Annotated in this window: 9 protein-coding genes; 4 read left to right on the plus strand and 5 right to left on the minus strand. The window is 56.7% G+C overall.

Going from position 1 to position 14799, the window contains the following annotated elements:
• Positions 1–6851 (minus strand): CARDB domain-containing protein (locus tag MVB78_RS07725; protein WP_297490009.1); only part of this gene is annotated, 6851 nt, incomplete at its 3' end.
• Positions 6848–7036, minus strand: coding sequence for a hypothetical protein (locus MVB78_RS07730; RefSeq protein WP_297490011.1), 189 nt, complete (start codon positions 7034–7036; stop codon positions 6848–6850). The genes MVB78_RS07725 and MVB78_RS07730, both read right to left, overlap by 4 nt.
• 112 nt (positions 7037–7148) lie before the next feature.
• Between MVB78_RS07730 and MVB78_RS07735 the strand changes: the two genes are divergently transcribed.
• Positions 7149–9431 (plus strand): ArsR family transcriptional regulator, encoded by a 2283-nt coding sequence (locus MVB78_RS07735; RefSeq protein ID WP_297490013.1) that lies wholly within the window; start codon positions 7149–7151, stop codon positions 9429–9431.
• 12 nt (positions 9432–9443) lie between these two features.
• On the opposite strand, the gene MVB78_RS07740 is transcribed toward MVB78_RS07735, so the two are convergent.
• Together MVB78_RS07740 and MVB78_RS07745 are read right to left on the minus strand one after the other, a co-directional pair.
• Positions 9444–10673 carry an FprA family A-type flavoprotein gene (locus tag MVB78_RS07740; RefSeq protein ID WP_297490015.1) on the minus strand — a complete coding sequence of 410 codons (1230 nt, stop codon included), beginning with the start codon at positions 10671–10673 and terminating at the stop codon, positions 9444–9446.
• A gap of 107 nt (positions 10674–10780) precedes the next feature.
• A complete protein-coding gene (locus MVB78_RS07745; protein ID WP_297490023.1) occupies positions 10781–11539 on the minus strand; it encodes a hypothetical protein in 759 nt (252 codons plus the stop codon).
• Between the two features lie 104 nt (positions 11540–11643).
• Here MVB78_RS07745 and MVB78_RS07750 point away from each other — a divergent pair, with 104 nt between their 5' ends.
• Both MVB78_RS07750 and MVB78_RS07755 read left to right on the plus strand, forming a co-directional pair.
• The gene (locus tag MVB78_RS07750) at positions 11644–12105 is read left to right on the plus strand and encodes a hypothetical protein (protein WP_297490017.1); all 462 of its coding nucleotides are present in this window, start codon (positions 11644–11646) and stop codon (positions 12103–12105) included.
• Between the two features lie 40 nt (positions 12106–12145).
• Positions 12146–13180: an SLC13 family permease gene (locus tag MVB78_RS07755; protein ID WP_297490019.1), complete on the plus strand. Its 1035-nt coding sequence runs from the start codon at positions 12146–12148 to the stop codon at positions 13178–13180.
• Between the two features lie 17 nt (positions 13181–13197).
• Here the strand turns inward: MVB78_RS07755 and MVB78_RS07760 are convergent, their stop codons facing one another.
• Positions 13198–13809 (minus strand): hypothetical protein, encoded by a 612-nt coding sequence (locus MVB78_RS07760; protein ID WP_297490021.1) that lies wholly within the window; start codon positions 13807–13809, stop codon positions 13198–13200.
• A gap of 296 nt (positions 13810–14105) precedes the next feature.
• Between MVB78_RS07760 and MVB78_RS07765 the strand changes: the two genes are divergently transcribed.
• Positions 14106–14627, plus strand: a complete 522-nt coding sequence (locus MVB78_RS07765; RefSeq protein ID WP_297490025.1) for a ferritin — start codon at positions 14106–14108, stop codon at positions 14625–14627.
• The last annotated feature ends 172 nt before the right edge of the window (positions 14628–14799 follow it).

Raw genomic sequence — 14799 nt, forward strand, 5'->3', positions numbered from 1 at the left:
ACCCCTTTAACGGCCACTATTCCGCCCAGCTCGAAGGTCAGGTTGTAGCTTCCCCTTTCTTTAGGAACGACGCGGTAGCTCAGGGTTGTGCTCTCGCCGGGCATTAGGATCGGTAAAGGCAGGAGCGGTTCCCCTGTGGCGTTCCCGAGCTTTAGCGCTGCGTTTGAGGTGTCGAGCGCTGCAGAGCCGTGGTTGGTCAGCATTACCTCGACCAGCGTCGGGAGGCCGGTTCTCGGGCTGTGTACGGTGATCTCTGGGGCCCCGGCCTCGGTCGGTTCCACCGGCAGGATCACCTCGGTCGAAGAGCCGTGGACTGTGAGCGAAGCCCTCAGCGAGCCGAGGCCCTCTGGAACGGTCGCAACGAAGGTCTCGATGAGGTTGCCCGGTGAGAGTTCGACCTCTCTCTCAAGCCTCCCGATTACGTCTCCAAAGACGTCCACCAGCTCAAGGGCCAGCGTTCCGTTGGCAACGCCATCGAAGTTCTCGACGGTTACGTTGATAAGTGCCGGATAGTCGGTCACGAGCTTCCCAGCCTCTATGATCAGCCTCGCGGGGAAGATGTAAGCGGGGTCGCTCTCGAAGCCGGCGAAGTCAACCGCTGTTACGCTGTAGTTGAGGCTTCCAGCATAGATGTCGCGGAAGTGGGCAACCTCAACCGGCTCGTCGTTCAGCTTAACTCCATCGCGGTAGACGTAGTAGCCAGCTATGTCGGAATCCCCGCTGGGGAGCCAGCTCAGCTCGACGTAGGAGCCGTTGAGGTTAACAGTTAAACCGCTCGGCGGGTGCGGAATGCCGTTGACGCTGAAGGTAACCCTCAGCTCCGCTTTGTTTCCGGCTTTGTCTACCGCTCTGACTTCGAGCGTATAAGTTCCGTCCACCCTTATGGCCTTCCCGGCGAAGGGCCTTCCGTTGACCGTTACCGTGTAGTTCTTCAGGTTTCTGTCAAAGACCTCTACACCAGGAACCACGCTCCCGTTGTAAAGCGCCCCGTCCGTGACGTTCGTCCTTATCTCCGGTGCCTTCCTGTCGAGGACGAAACTCCAGATGTAGGTCTCGGAGTTTCCGGCTTTATCATAAGCTACAACCACCGCCGTGTAGTCCCCGTCCTGTAGGGGAGTCGAGTTCTGGAAGACAAGCCAGCCGTAGGTGAAGGCGGAAGAGCCGTCAACCGGGCTTCCGTTGAAGTAAAGTCTGAGCTCGCTCCTCGAAGTGTCAACTCCTGAACCGTCGTCTCTGAGGAGAGCCCCAACGGTTGGTTCGTTGGTGAAGCTCCCGTTGGCGGGGTAAAGCCGGGCCGGATAAGGAGCTTTCTCGTCGGCTATCGAGACGGATACGTTTTTCTCGTTGTTGGTCTCGTCAAGCTCGCCGAGCTCGTTGAATGGGTCTGCAACCGCCCTCAGGGTATAGGCGCCATAGCGAGCCTTCCATGCGTTGGTGAAGCTCAGGGTCACGTTTTCCCCTCCACCTAAACCGCGGACGAGCTTGACCGCGACGAGCGTGCCGTTCGCGTAGACCCCGACGTGGAAGGGGAGCATCGTTGTGCTTCCTATGTTCTCGATGGTAACCGTGAAGTTGAAGTACTCCCCGACTACCTCGGTTCCGGAGTAGGTGAAGGAAGTTACCACGATGTCCGGGGCCGGGACGCTAACGGTAACTTCAACTTCGTTGTTCTCCTCGTCCCACTCGCGGATTGCATTCCCCGGATCGGCTATAGCGGTTAGGTTGTAGCTTCCGGGGTCTGTCGTCCACGCCACCGTGACGTTCGTCTCTTCGCCGGGGGCCAAGCTCGGAGCGTAGGCCCTCCCGAGGGTCTTTCCGCCGTTGCGGATGACGATTGAGAACGCCCCGGTCTCGTAGTCGCCAGTGTTCCTGACGGTGACGGTCGCGCTGGCCGTCTCGCCGGAGTAGGTGAAGTTCCCGGGCGAGAGGGAGACCACCTTTATGTCAGGCGCTTTAACGTGGACTGAAATCGAGCGCTCGTTGTTGGTCTCGTTGACCTCGGTGACGTAGTTCCCCGAGTCCGCAATGGCCTTCAGCGCTGAATCGCCCGGATAGGGCCTTATCCATATAATAACGTTCGCCTCGCCTCCCGCTGGGAGTGAACCTACCCAGGCCCCTCCGAGGTACTTGTCGTCCTGATAGATGACAACCGGGAAGCTCCTGTCAATGTTCTGATTTCCAACGTTCCTAACCGTCACGTTCACCGGGAAGAAGGCGTTCGCATGCATCTCGGGGGCGGTGATGGAGGCAACCACGATGTCGGGCAGTTCTATGGTGACGCTCGTGTTAACCTCGTTGTTGCTTTCGTTGCTCTCGGGTATGTGGTTCCACGGGTCAACCTTGAGGAGAACCTCGTGGGTTCCGCCGACGTTGAAGCGCCAGGAGATTGTCTTCTCAATGGTCTCACCGCCCATGAGGGAGCCGACCCATACCTGCCCCTTGAGTGAGCCGTTAACGTAAAGGCCAAGGTAGAAGCCCTTATAGGTGTCTCCGGCGAGGTTCGTGACGTTCACGCGGTAGGTGAGGTAGCCCCTCGCTACATCAGCCTGAACCCACTCGTAAGAGCTTATCGTCAAGTCAGGGGCTTCAATGTAGTAGTTGCCGGAAACCTCGTTGTTGCTTTCGTTTGACTCGATTATCCCGTTGTTTGGATCGGCTTTCACGGTAATCGTTATGTCCCCGACTTTATCGGCGTACCACCTGAAGTTCAGCCTCACCGATTCGTTTGCACCAATGCCGTAGACCGTCCTGTAGTAGAGCTCACCGCTGACGTTGAAGAGCACGCTGAAGGGCCTGTAGATGGCCTCGCCGAGGTTCCTAAGGGTGACGTTTACGTCAGTCCGTTTTCCGTAGGCGAGCTCGCCAACGCTCAGGTTCTCAAGCGCGAAGTCCGGCGTTCCAACCTCGCCTAAATAGGCGGTGTACTCGTTGTTGCTCTCGTTGAGCTCGGGGATGTAGTCGTAGTAGTCGGCGATGACCTTAACCGTCAGGTTGCCGGGCTTTGCGTTGTACCAGCGCCACGTCAGCTCCTTCGTCTCGTTGGTTCCGAAGTGACTGTCTCTCGGGTAGGCGTTGCCGTAGGCCAGTCTCGTGCTCCCGTTCCATATCTCGACCCTCGTGTAGAAGCCCTTGTAGAAGGCCTGACCGAGGTTTGTGATGTAAATCTTGAAGGTAACGGTTTCTCCCGAGGTGAAATTGTAGGGCTCCCAGGTTAATCCAACCGGAACCAGCTCCGGCATTCCAAAGCTGACGTTCCCGAGGAAGGCCTCGTTGTTGTCCTCGTTGCTCTCGGGGTAGTTGTCGTAGGGGTCGAGCCTCACGGTGAGGTTGTGCCTGCCCGGCTCGGGGTAATAGTAGAGCGTAACCTCCTTCACCTCGCCAGCTTTCAGGCCGTGCACCGAGATGCTCCCCTTTCCGCTCCCGTTATCGTAGAGGCGGACGTAAAGGGAGCCCCCGAAGTTGGCCCCGAGGTTGGTGACGTTTATCTTTACCGGGTAGCCCTGGTACAGGTAAGCGGTCCCGTTCAGCACCTCAGCGGGAACAGAGAAGTTCACCACCGCGAAGTCGGGCCTTTCAAAGCTCGCCCTGAAGGTCGCGTTGTTGCTCTCGTTTGCCTCGATCCAGTAGTCGTAGTAGTCCACCGCTATGGTTACGTTGTGCTCCCCGGGCTTGGGCGTGTAGTAGAGAGTTACCTCCTTCACCTCACCGGAGGCGAGGGAGCTCACCCATGAGGAGTAATCGTAGCTCCCGTTGTCGATGAGCGCAACGTAGAAGCCTCCCTCAAGGTCTCCGCCGGAGTTGCTCACGTTGACCTTTACCGGGTACTCCTGGTAGAGGTTTGCTGTGCCGTTGAGAACCTCCTCGGGGACGGAGAAGTTGGCTATGAAGAGGTCCGGCTTTTCAACGCTGACCGTAGCCTCCGCGACGTTGTTGGTCTCGTTCGACTCGACCCACCTGTTTTCATAATCAACACTGGCCTTGAGAACGTTCAGGACGCCGTTGAAGGTCAGGTAAGTCGTTTTTGTAACGTTCCCGCCCGGTGGGAGGGTTACGGGGGCGAGCTCATAGGTTGTGCTCGTCGTTCCGTTTCTCTCGTCGGTCAGGTTCACCTCAAGTCCGAGCTGGTAGCTCCACCAGTAGAGGTTCTCCACCCTCAGCGTCGCGTTTCCGGTGTTAACGATCGTCACGTTTATCCTGACGTTCTGGCCGGCTTTTATCCCGGAAGGCAGGGCAAGGCGCACCGTGAGGTCTGGGTAGCCGGTGGTGTGGTTCTCCACGAGGGAGTTGTCCGAGAAGTCGCTCTCGTTGACCCTGTGGAGGTAGTTTACCGTAACGTTGAGCTCTCCTCCCGGTGCCTGGAGGTAGAAGTGGTCGAAGGTGTAGGTGTAGGTTCCGTTCGTCGGGATGAGGCGGTCTATGCTGAAGTACCCGCTCCTGCCGGCGAGGAACACCCTTACCTCCACTGGATAACTGCTCCCGTTGTAGGGAGCACCTACGTTCTTCACGGTCACGTTGATGGGAACGTGTCCCACCATGTTGTCCGGAATCTCAACGGACTCGACGATGAAGTTTGGCAGGGGGACGCTCATCCCGTAGGTGAAGACGTTGTTGCCCTCGTTCATCTCGGGGACGTCGTCGTAATAGTCGACTTTGAAAAGGACGCTAGTGTTTCCGCCGTTTACAGGTAGGGAGAGCGCTACGGTCTTCTCCTCACCGCTGGCGAGCCCCCCGCTGACGTACGCGTACTCATAACCTAACCCGCTGGAGGCCTTTACGTAGAAGCCCTTCGTGAAGCCCTCACCGAGGTTCTTCAGTGTGACGTTGAAGGTCGCCTCACTCCCGGCGATGCCGTCGAAGTTTACGAGCGTGACGTTTTTGATAACTAAGTCTGGCCCGCTCACAAAAACTGTCCTTGCCATCTCGTTGTTGCTCTCGTTAAGCTCGGGGATGTTGCCGTAGGGATCAACGTAAACCGTTAGGTTGACCTCGCCGACGCTCGAGGGCGTCCACTGAAGGGAAACCCGGGCGGATCCGTTGACCGTTGCGTAGGCGTAGCTCTCGTAGTAGCCGTTCTCGTAGAGGTTAACCCTCACGCTTCCAACGTAGCATCCGCCGAGGTTCTTGATTGTGGCGTTCACGCGGTAGGTGTTCCCTGTGGAAACGTTCGCCGGAACCCCAAGCGATGAAACCGTGAAGTCCGGCTTCTCGTAGGTTCTTGATATGGGAACCGTTAGTGAGTTGTCGCCCTCGTTGGACTCGTCAACGCGGTTGTAGGGGTCAACCGCTATGAAGACACTGGTTACGTTGCCGGCCCTTTGAGTGAGCCTTATCACAGCCTCGCGCGTTTCTCCAGCCGGTATGTCCCACACTGAGGAGAGGGAAGTCACGTTGCCCCCGTCTGCGTAGAGAAGGGAAGCCAGAACCACGACGTAGCTCCAGTTGGCGTTTCCGTCGTTGGTGACGTTGACCCTCACTTCAGCGTTGGCTCCGAGGCACTCTGGCATGGAAACCGAGTAGTTGGCTATCCTGAAGTTGGGCAGGGGAAGGGAGAAGTGGCCGAGGAAGTAGGAGTTGTCGCTTGAATCGGTGTCGTCCGGCGAAGAAACGAGCAGGGTTAGGTTGTATTCTCCGCCCTGCACGAGCCAGCTAAAACTTCCTGAGGCGGTGCCGTTAACGAAGTCCTCTCCGCTCAGGTAATCCCTGACCTCGACCTGCCCGTTCCTGAGGAGCTCAACGATTGCCCCCGGCGGGTGGGGGGATGTGGTGGTTACGTTGTAATCAACTGTCGCGTAGCTTCCAACGACGACGTTCTCGATGTCCGCGCCCTCCACCCTGTAATTACCGGGCCAGATGCTCAGCTCGGCAAAGTTGTTGCCCCTGTCCGGGTCGTTGAGCAGGCTTTCGTCGTCCGCCACGACCTTCACGTAGTAGCTCCCGGGGGGCAAAACCAGGGAGACGTTCCTCTCCTCACCCTTAGAGAGGCCATTAACTTGAATTCTGTGGACGCTCGGCTGAAGAGCCGGGAGAGTGAGGGAGAAGCTTTTGCCTGCGGCCTTCTCAAAGCCGATCGTTTCATGGGTCACCTTGGAGTAATAGCCCGTGAAGAGGTCGTAGCCGTAGGAGGAGTAGCTCAGCAAACGGTAGTTCCACCTTATCGTCCCGTTCCTGAAGATAACAACTTGAAAGTTCAGGGGGTACGAGGAGGAGTCCCAGTCCTCGTATGTCGAGCCGAACCATTCAACCACGACCTTGTCCGAAAAGCCCACCACGAGGAGGTAGCCGTCGTCGGTTTCGAGGTCGTCGTCGAGGGCGAATATGACGTCGCTCATCGAGTAGTCCTCTCCGTAGTGAACCCCGTAGTCCCCGCGGAGCTCAGAGCTTTCCCACTTGCCGAGAAGCTCGATGTAGCCGTTCGTGCTTACGGAGACGTTGGTTATGTTCCTCCCGAAGAAGTTGAGCGTGAAGGGGAGTTTGTAGATGAAGTAGCCGTCGTCGGAGCTTATGAGCGCGCTCCCCTTCCTGACGTACGAGCCGGAACTAACATGGGCTGCCGAGGGGAGGTAGCCGCTCAGGTTTTCCCATGAATAAGGTACCTCGTGCACGGGAGAGGCGTTGGGTGCAGGGATTGTATAAAAGGTGACGTTGAAGGGCCCGCTGGAATTATCGGCGTACCCCAAGAGGGCGCTCACTACCAAGTTTCCCCCGTAGAACCGGTGGGACGTCCCAATCACGTAGACATCCTGTAAGTCCGGTGCCTTCAGGGCGCCCACGCCACCCAGCTCAATGGCCCAGGGGGGCACGCTTGAGGCGAGAACGATTAACAGAACTGCAATCCCGGCGATCTTTTTCATCTTTGGTCACCCCCGTGGAGGGCCTTTTTTATCTGAAGGAGGAGGAACTCCTTCTCGGCTGTAAGAACCCTGACAACGGTTCCCCTGTCAAGCCCGGTTTTTCTGATGATGTACTCAATACTTCCCCTCTCCAAGTCGCTCAGCTCGGTCTCCCCATTTACCGGAGCATCCCCTAAGCGCGTCATCGTAAATCCCCAATGGGAGTCGGGCACCATTTTATATAACGGGTGGCTTTGAGAAAAAACCGCAAACTCGGGGGAGTTCGGAACCCTTTAATACGAAATCGCCCAATGGTTAATGGTGGTGGATCCCTTGGAGGCTTCCAGACTCCTCAAGATGCTCTCCAACGAGGTCAACCTTCAGATACTCTCCGTGCTGAGGGCCGGCTCCTTCAACCCGCGGGAGCTCGCGAGGATCCTCCACAGGAACGAAACCGACGTCTCAAGGCGCCTCAAAGCCCTCGAAAGAATGGGCCTCGTCGAGGGGAAGTGGGTTAGGATCGGGGGGAAGAACGTCAGGATGTACTCCCTCAAAGTGGAGGGGGTGAACATAAGCTTCCGACCGGAAGGGATCTCCATCGAGACCTCTGAGAGGAAGGAATACAGCCTGCCCCTCAGCGGGGAGAGGGCACCGGAGATCGGGGACTTCTTCGGCAGGAAGGGGGAGATTGAACTCCTCAGTTTTTCTCGTGAGCGGGTCATCGCAGTTTACGGCATAGCGGGAATAGGGAAGACGAGCTTGGCCGTCAAAGTTTTTCCGGAGGCATTCTGGTATCAGGCAGAGGAGACGGAAGGCTTTGACTACTTCGTCTGGCAGCTGGGGATTCACCTCAACGCCCTCGGCTTCCCCCATCTCCTCGAATACCTCCGCGCTGGCGGGAGGAATGAGCGGGACGAGTTCGAGCTCGCCCTCAGGGGAATCGAGGAGACGGGAGCGACCGTTGTAATAGACGACCTCCACAAGTGCGGGGACGAGAAGATGGGACGCTTTCTAACGTTTCTCGCCGAGGGGCTGAAAAACGGGAAAGTTGTCCTGCTGTCGCGGGAAAGGCCCTCCCTCGGTGCCGAAAACGTCCTCTACCTCAGACTTGAGGGCCTTGACGTCAAGAGCGCCTACAGGCTCTTCAAGGCGAGGGGCGGAAAGGCCGACCCAGGAGAGTTCGCCGAGGTCTACAGGCTTACGAGGGGGCATCCCCTGGCTATAGTGCTCTTCGCCCAGGCTTCCTCCTCGGGAGTTGATGCCAGCGGGAACTTCTTCGACTTCCTGATGAGCGAGGTTTACGGTAGGCTGACCGAGAAGGAGAGGCTACTCCTCCAGATTCTCTCCCTCTTCGATGAACCCCTCGAATACGAGGCGATAAAAGCCCTCTATCCTGGGAGGAACGTATTTGCTCCACTCTACGCCCTCACCAGGAAGGGGCTCGTCGAGAGGAGGGGGGAGCTATACTTCATCCACGACCTGATAAGGGGCTTTGTCGAGAGTGTCAGGGAGGTTGAGCCGGCGGATTACTACGAGGCCTACATAGGCTACCTCCTCAGAAAGAGGAGCGCGAGGGACTTCCTGAGGGCGTTTAAATACGCCATCCTGCTCGGGGATGAAGATAGAATAAAGGCCCTTATCGAGGAGAGGCTGAGGAAGTTCAAGAGAGTCGTTCAGGACTTTCAGGGGGCTTACCTCTCGCTCCTCTCAAAGGCCCCCCAGATACCTCAGGTCAGGTCCGAGATGGGGAGGGTCTACTTCCAGAGGGGTTTCTTCGAGAAGGCCCTGAGGATATGGCTCGACGTTGAGGAGAAGCTCGACGGGATATTCAGGGCCGACGTTCTTAGCTCGATAGCCGACGTTTACCTTGAGCTGAACGACTTTGAAAAGGCCGAGGAGTACTTAGGGAAGCTCAAAGAAATCGTCGGGAAAAAGCCTGACCCCGAGGTGGAGCTCTGGTACTATGTCATCAAGACGAAGCTCCACTACTACCGCGGTGAGGTAAAGGAGGGACTTGAGAGCGCCTTTAAAGAGCTTGACGTGGCCAAAAGGCTGGGACACTATCCCGAGCTCGAAGCCCTCGTTTACCTCCACATAGGCGACGTCTACTCCGAGATGGAGAGGCCGGAGGAGGCTATCCACTACTTCCTCTTAGCCCTTCAGGTGGCGAAGGCCTACAGCCTGAGCTTCCTTGAACACACCTGCTACATGGAGCTTACCAAGGTCTACTTCCACCTCGGCGAATACGAAAAGGCCGTTGTGGAGGGGGACAGGGCGATTAATTACTTCACCCGCATCAGGAACTACAGGAGGGCTGTAGACACGTTAGGCTACCATTTTTTGGCACTCATTGGACTCGGTGAGCTGGAAAAAGCCGAGGAGGACGCGAAGGAAATGCTGAGGATGGCCCAGGGGAGCAATTACCCCCTCGCATGGGCGGGCTACATCTTCCTGGCGGTCATCGAAAAGCTGAGGGGTGGCAACTGGGGGGAGTACCTCCGCCTCGGTAGGGAGAGGCTGGGGGATTACCCCTGGCTCTACGAGGCCGTGCTGGAGGAAAGTGCCAGGGTGGTGGACGTCGGGGAATTTAAGGAAAAGTGAGAAAAAGCGAGGTCAGCCGATCCACTCGACGAGCTTCCTGACCGCTTCCCTCAGCTTCTTTTCATCCTCCTCAGTCGGCCTGCCCCTGCTCTCAACTGTGTCAACGAGGTCAAACTTGCTTCTGCTGATGAGGGTCTCTATCTTCTTGCCCGCGACTCCACCCCAGCCGAATGCCCCGACGATCAGGGCAGGCTTCTCGAAGTTGGCCTTGTCGAGTATCTCGTAGAGGGCATAGCGTATTCTTGGATGTATCTCGGCCTCGTAGGTTGAGGCACCTATTATCAAGGCCTCGCTGTCTGGGATCTCACCGAGGATGTCGCTCACTGCTGGAGCGTCCTTGTCGGTGAAGCGGTAAACGACCGGCTTCTTTCCGAGCTTCCTGAGCTCATCGATAACGATGTTCATTCTCCTCTCGACGAAGCCGTACATGGAATCGTATATAACCAGAACCTTGTCCTTGGTTGGGATTCCCGCTCCAACGCGCTCGTAGTGCTCAAAGATTCTCTTCGGGTTCTTGCACCATGCGATGCCGTGGCCGGGGAGTATCATCTTGGCCTCCTCTACGATGCCGAGTTCCTTGAGCTTCTTGATGTTCTGGACGATGTACTTGTGGTAGTGGCCGATGACGGTGACGATGTACTTGGTGACGTGGGGCAGATACTCCTCGATGGCCTTCTCGTCGCTGTCGTCTATCGTCTCCGGAATCCCGTAGCCGCCGCCGGCGTCGCAGGAGAAGATGAGCCTGTCCTCCACCACGTAGGTTATCATTGTGTCTGGCCAGTGGAGCCAAGGAACTGCTATGAAGCGGAACGTTTTGCCCCCTATCTGCATTTCCTCGCCGTCCTTGACGACCCTGAAGTTCTCCACGACTTCATCACCGTAGAAGCCCTGGAGGAGGTTCCTCGCGAAGGCCGTCCCTATTACCTGAGCTCTGTAACCGTTCTCCTCTAAGAGCTTCGGCAGCGCTCCACTGTGATCCGGCTCGGTGTGGTGGACTATGATGTGGGTTATCTCCTTCGGGTCAACGAGCTTTTTCAGCGCCTCTATGAACATGTCGGTGTACTCAGCTTTGGTCGCGTCGAAGAGCACAACCGCGTCTTTCAGCTTCATCAGGTAGGCGTTGTAGGTTATCCCCTCCGGGATGTCCCAGGTTGCCTCGAAGTATTTGATCTGGTCATCGTCAACCCTGATGATGTAGAGCTCCGGGTCGGTGCAGAGCTTTTCGACCTTAACTTCCGGCATGGTATCACCGACTGGTGGTTGGGGAGGAAGGATAAAAAGGTTTTGAGGGGCATGCCCTTAGTTGCCTGATAAGAAGAGAGGCTGAGGTGTGGTGGGAAAAGCAGGAGTTACTCAAAATAGAGCACAGCGAGCGTTATGGCGTAGAGGAGCATCACGCTTCTGAAGACGCTCCAGCCGAGCCTCTTTATGTCCTCTATTCTCGCCACGTATGTGTTGTCCCTCAGGTTCATAACGAGTCTCACGGTCGGCTCTATGAGCGCGAGAAAGAGGTAGGGGTTGTAGAGAACCACGACGAAAGCCGGGAGCCAGGCTATGAGCGGGTACTTCCTCGGAAACCTCCTGAAGGCGAGTTTTGTTTCGACGTAGGCCGCTCCAATCGCCTCGTAGTACGCTAAGAGGAACCAGAAGACAAGGATGTCGCTGTTGAAGGACTTCCCGGCGACGGCCGGGGCAAAAAGGGCCGGAACCGCCGGAAGGAGGTTGCCCAGGGCGTAAGTAACCGGGTTCTTCCAGCCCTTAGTCCTTGAGAAGGTGAAGTGGAGCGCGAAGAGAACCGCAACGACGGTCAGCGGGGCGAACAGGGGGTTTTCGGGTGAAGGCCTGAGGGCGCTTTTTCCGAACCAGTAGAGGGCTGGGATGGCGTACGCCAAGCCGTTGAGGATTAAGGCCAGCCCCATGCCCCCTATCCTCCATGAGCGGTATGAATCAAAGGCATAGTCGAAGGTGAAGAAGGTAACGAGGGCTACGGCTATTCCAATGAGCCACCCCTTCCAGCCGGCGTGGGCTAAGATCAGTCCGCCTATCATTGCTAAGATTATCGTGCCGCCCGCCCCGGGCTCCCTTGGAATCCTGAAAACCCTTCCCATTCCCACCACCGTTCCCCCTAAATCTTCACGTTTAAATCCTTTTCTGGACGTATCTGGGCAGGGAAAGGTTATATGCCTTCCAGAGTACGCTAAGTGGTGATGGTATGCCCGGCGCGCTACCGCCGATCCGAGGGTTCCCCCGCAGGGTTGAGCCGCCCGGCGAGGATAAGGCCAAAAAAGCCGTTGAACTGGTTAAAGAGGCGCTGCCTTTCCTCAGGCCTGGAAAACCGATAGGGAGGCCGGATGGGGTGGACGTCCCGGTCCTCTACCTCGACTTCGCAATAGACAGGATGCACTTTGACCCCCGAAGCGGAACGCCCCTGCCGAAAGGTTTTCCTGGGCACTTTGAGGGCTTTGAGCTTTCGGGAATTGAGGAGAGGACTGGAGAGCTGCTCAAGGAGCTGAGGGTTCTCGACGCCTGCGAGTTCCGCGAGCCGGAGGACTGCTGGGTTGTACCTGTGGCCTGGAGGAGCTTTGTGGTGCTCCACGTCCGCGTGAGCAGGGACGGAGGGGAGCTTGTGCCGGACTACGGCCTTACAGAAGAGGTGAGGCGGCACGGCCTGTAGACTGACGGGCTTCGCGAGGAGGGAGTGGTTCTTCATTTCCTTGCTCCTGCTCTACTTCATCCTGGCCATTTTAGACCGCTCTTTTCCCTCTAAAACACCCGGGCTAATCGACTGGGAGAGTTTATCCCTGATAACGTCACTCGTAATAGCCTCAAAGGCCCTGGAACTGTCGGGCTTTTTTGTGAGGCTCTCCTCAAGGCTGATCGCCCTTTCGAAGGGTTCTGAGAGAAGGCTAATGCTGCTCCTCCTTCCTGTCATCGCCTTAACCTCGTCGCTCATAATGAACGACACGGCAATGCTCGTCTTCATACCGCTCGTTGCCCTTACCTCCGATCTGTCCGGGGCCGACAAGGCCAAGACAGTCACCTTATCTGCTATAGCAGCTAACACGGGCTCCGCCCTAACCCCCATAGGCAACCCCCAGAACGTGGTGATCTGGCGTACCTACGGGCTTTCCTTCGGGACTTTCGTGGGCGGCATGCTCCCCTTCGTGGCTGTCTGGCTTCTTCTCCTGCTTATTTTTGCCCTCTCTGTCGAGGAGAAAAAGTTAGAGATCCAGAGCATCCCTCAAGTTCGTTTCAGCCGGACTGCCCTCCTCTCGGCCGCTTTTCTGATAGCCGCTGACGTGGTTCTCGCAGAAACCGGAAGGGCGCTCTGGGCATTTCCTCTAACCCTCATCGTGGTACTGCTGACGTCCAGGAGCGCCCTCTTCGCCTTCGACTGGGTCTTAGTGCTCACCTTCGCTTTAATCTTCGTCGATTTCGGTGAGGTTTCGTCGATCATCTCTTCCCTTGGGCTCTCCTTTCCCCACGCCGGGGTTCCCCTCCTTTTTGCCTCGTCGCTCCTGAGCCAGGTCATAGGCAACGTTCCCGCCACGGTTCTCCTGATGGGCGGAAGACCGGAGTGGCTTTCGCTCGCGGTTGGTGTAAACGCCGGGGGAACCGGCCTGATAATCGGCTCCCTCGCAAACCTCATAGCGGTCAGAATAGCCGGGATAAAGCTGGGGGACTTCCACAAAATCTCGGTGCCCTACTTTTTAATCGCGCTCCTCCTCTCGGCCCTTCTGCTGTGGTAAAAAAAGGAGAAAGGGCCTCAAGCGAAGGTAACGCTCCTGTCCTTGAGGGAGCGGTTGAGCAGGTCGGCGTGCTCCAGGGTAACCTGGTACTCCGCGAGCTTCTCCAGCTTTATCTCGCCGCCATCGAGGACTATCTTGTTGAGATAAACTTTCCCCTCGTCGAAGCCGACGGTGTAGACGAAGAGATCCTTCTTGCTCAGGTACTCCCGTATCCTCTCGTCCTCAAGGGCCTTGGCTAATCCGCCGGCGGCGAATATCCTGACGTGAATCACAAAAGCTCCCGGAACTTCCTTCCCGGCGAACTGCCTGAGGGTCTCGACGAATATCTCCTTGGTCTCCTCTATCGGCGTCTCACCGCCGAACTGGAGGACTGTGACCTGCGGAGCGAAGGCCTTGACGCGCTCGGCCATCTCAGCCTCCTTGCCCTTCTCCGCGAGGAAGTGGTAGGTAACCCCTCCACCCAGGGTTATGAAGGTCGCTTCCGTCGCCGTCGCTATGCTGGAGCATATTACGTTCCCGCTCGCAACCACCGCGACCTTGTTGAGTCCGAGGTCTGCTAAAGCCTTTCCGACGAGCCTCCCTGTCAAAGCCCTCAAATAGATCTCCTCCTCAAAAGTTGTCTTGGCCATTCACATCACCTCCCATCTCTGTGGGTTTGTTCTCGATTATGACCAGTGATGTCCTGGAATATAACTTTTTCGGTTGTCCTAATGAACTTTTGCTAACCGAATAAACCGGTTTGCCGTCATTGTGGCGATATCTTCCCCAATATCAGTCATCTTTTTGACTTTTTGACACCTCAACTCTGTATATTTGGCAAAATATCAGTCACCGACGGTGATATCTGCAGGATGACAAAAGAATAATTGAGTTCGATAGATAAACTTATAAGGTTCGAAAACAAAAAGTGAGTGAGGTGATGCATATGCTGAGTGAAAAGATGCTGAGTGCCCTGAACGAACAGCTCAACAAGGAGCTCTTCTCGGCCTACTTCTACCTTGGAATCGCGGCCTACTTCAAGGACAGAAGTTTGGACGGCTTCGCGAGCTGGATGGAGGCCCAGGCAGAGGAGGAGCTCGGGCACGCCCTTAGGATATACGACTACATCTTCGACCGCGGTGGAAAGGTCGAGCTTGAGAGGATTGAGAAGCCGAAGCAGACCTTTGAGAGCCCGCTGAAGGCCTTTGAGGCGGTCTACCTGCACGAGGTCGGCGTTACCCAGTCGATCTTCAAGCTGGTTGACCTGGCCAGGGAGGAGAACGACCACGCGACCTACAACTTCCTCCAGTGGTTCGTCGAGGAGCAGGTGGAGGAGGAAGCGAGCACCAAGGCGATCGTTGACAAGCTCAAGATAATCGGCGACAGCCCGCAGGGTCTCTTCATGCTGGACAGGGAGCTCGGGGCAAGGAGTGCCCAGTTAAGGGCGCTTCTGACCCAGGAGACCTGACCTTTCGTTTTTCAGCGGAAACGTTTTTAGGGTTCACTGCATATGTTGATACGGTGATGTCCATGGCAGAACCCCTCGTTAAGAAAGCCTATGAGGTAGAGAAGAAGGCAGCCTCCAGTTACACGGATGGGCTGAAAATGATAAAGGGGCAGGGTTTGAGGTATACGAAAGT

The organism is Thermococcus sp., assembly GCF_026991495.1.
Lineage (GTDB): Archaea > Methanobacteriota_B > Thermococci > Thermococcales > Thermococcaceae > Thermococcus.

What these genes read in the sequence shown, in the direction of transcription:
- MVB78_RS07730 (WP_297490011.1), bottom strand. Translation starts at nt 7,036, where the DNA reads ATGACGCGCTTAGGGGATGCTCCGGTAAATGGGGAGACCGAGCTGAGC.
- MVB78_RS07735 (WP_297490013.1), top strand. Translation starts at nt 7,149, where the DNA reads ATGGTGGTGGATCCCTTGGAGGCTTCCAGACTCCTCAAGATGCTCTCC.
- MVB78_RS07740 (WP_297490015.1), bottom strand. Translation starts at nt 10,673, where the DNA reads ATGCCGGAAGTTAAGGTCGAAAAGCTCTGCACCGACCCGGAGCTCTAC.
- MVB78_RS07745 (WP_297490023.1), bottom strand. Translation starts at nt 11,539, where the DNA reads ATGGGAAGGGTTTTCAGGATTCCAAGGGAGCCCGGGGCGGGCGGCACG.
- MVB78_RS07750 (WP_297490017.1), top strand. Translation starts at nt 11,644, where the DNA reads ATGCCCGGCGCGCTACCGCCGATCCGAGGGTTCCCCCGCAGGGTTGAG.
- MVB78_RS07760 (WP_297490021.1), bottom strand. Translation starts at nt 13,809, where the DNA reads ATGGCCAAGACAACTTTTGAGGAGGAGATCTATTTGAGGGCTTTGACA.
- MVB78_RS07765 (WP_297490025.1), top strand. Translation starts at nt 14,106, where the DNA reads ATGCTGAGTGAAAAGATGCTGAGTGCCCTGAACGAACAGCTCAACAAG.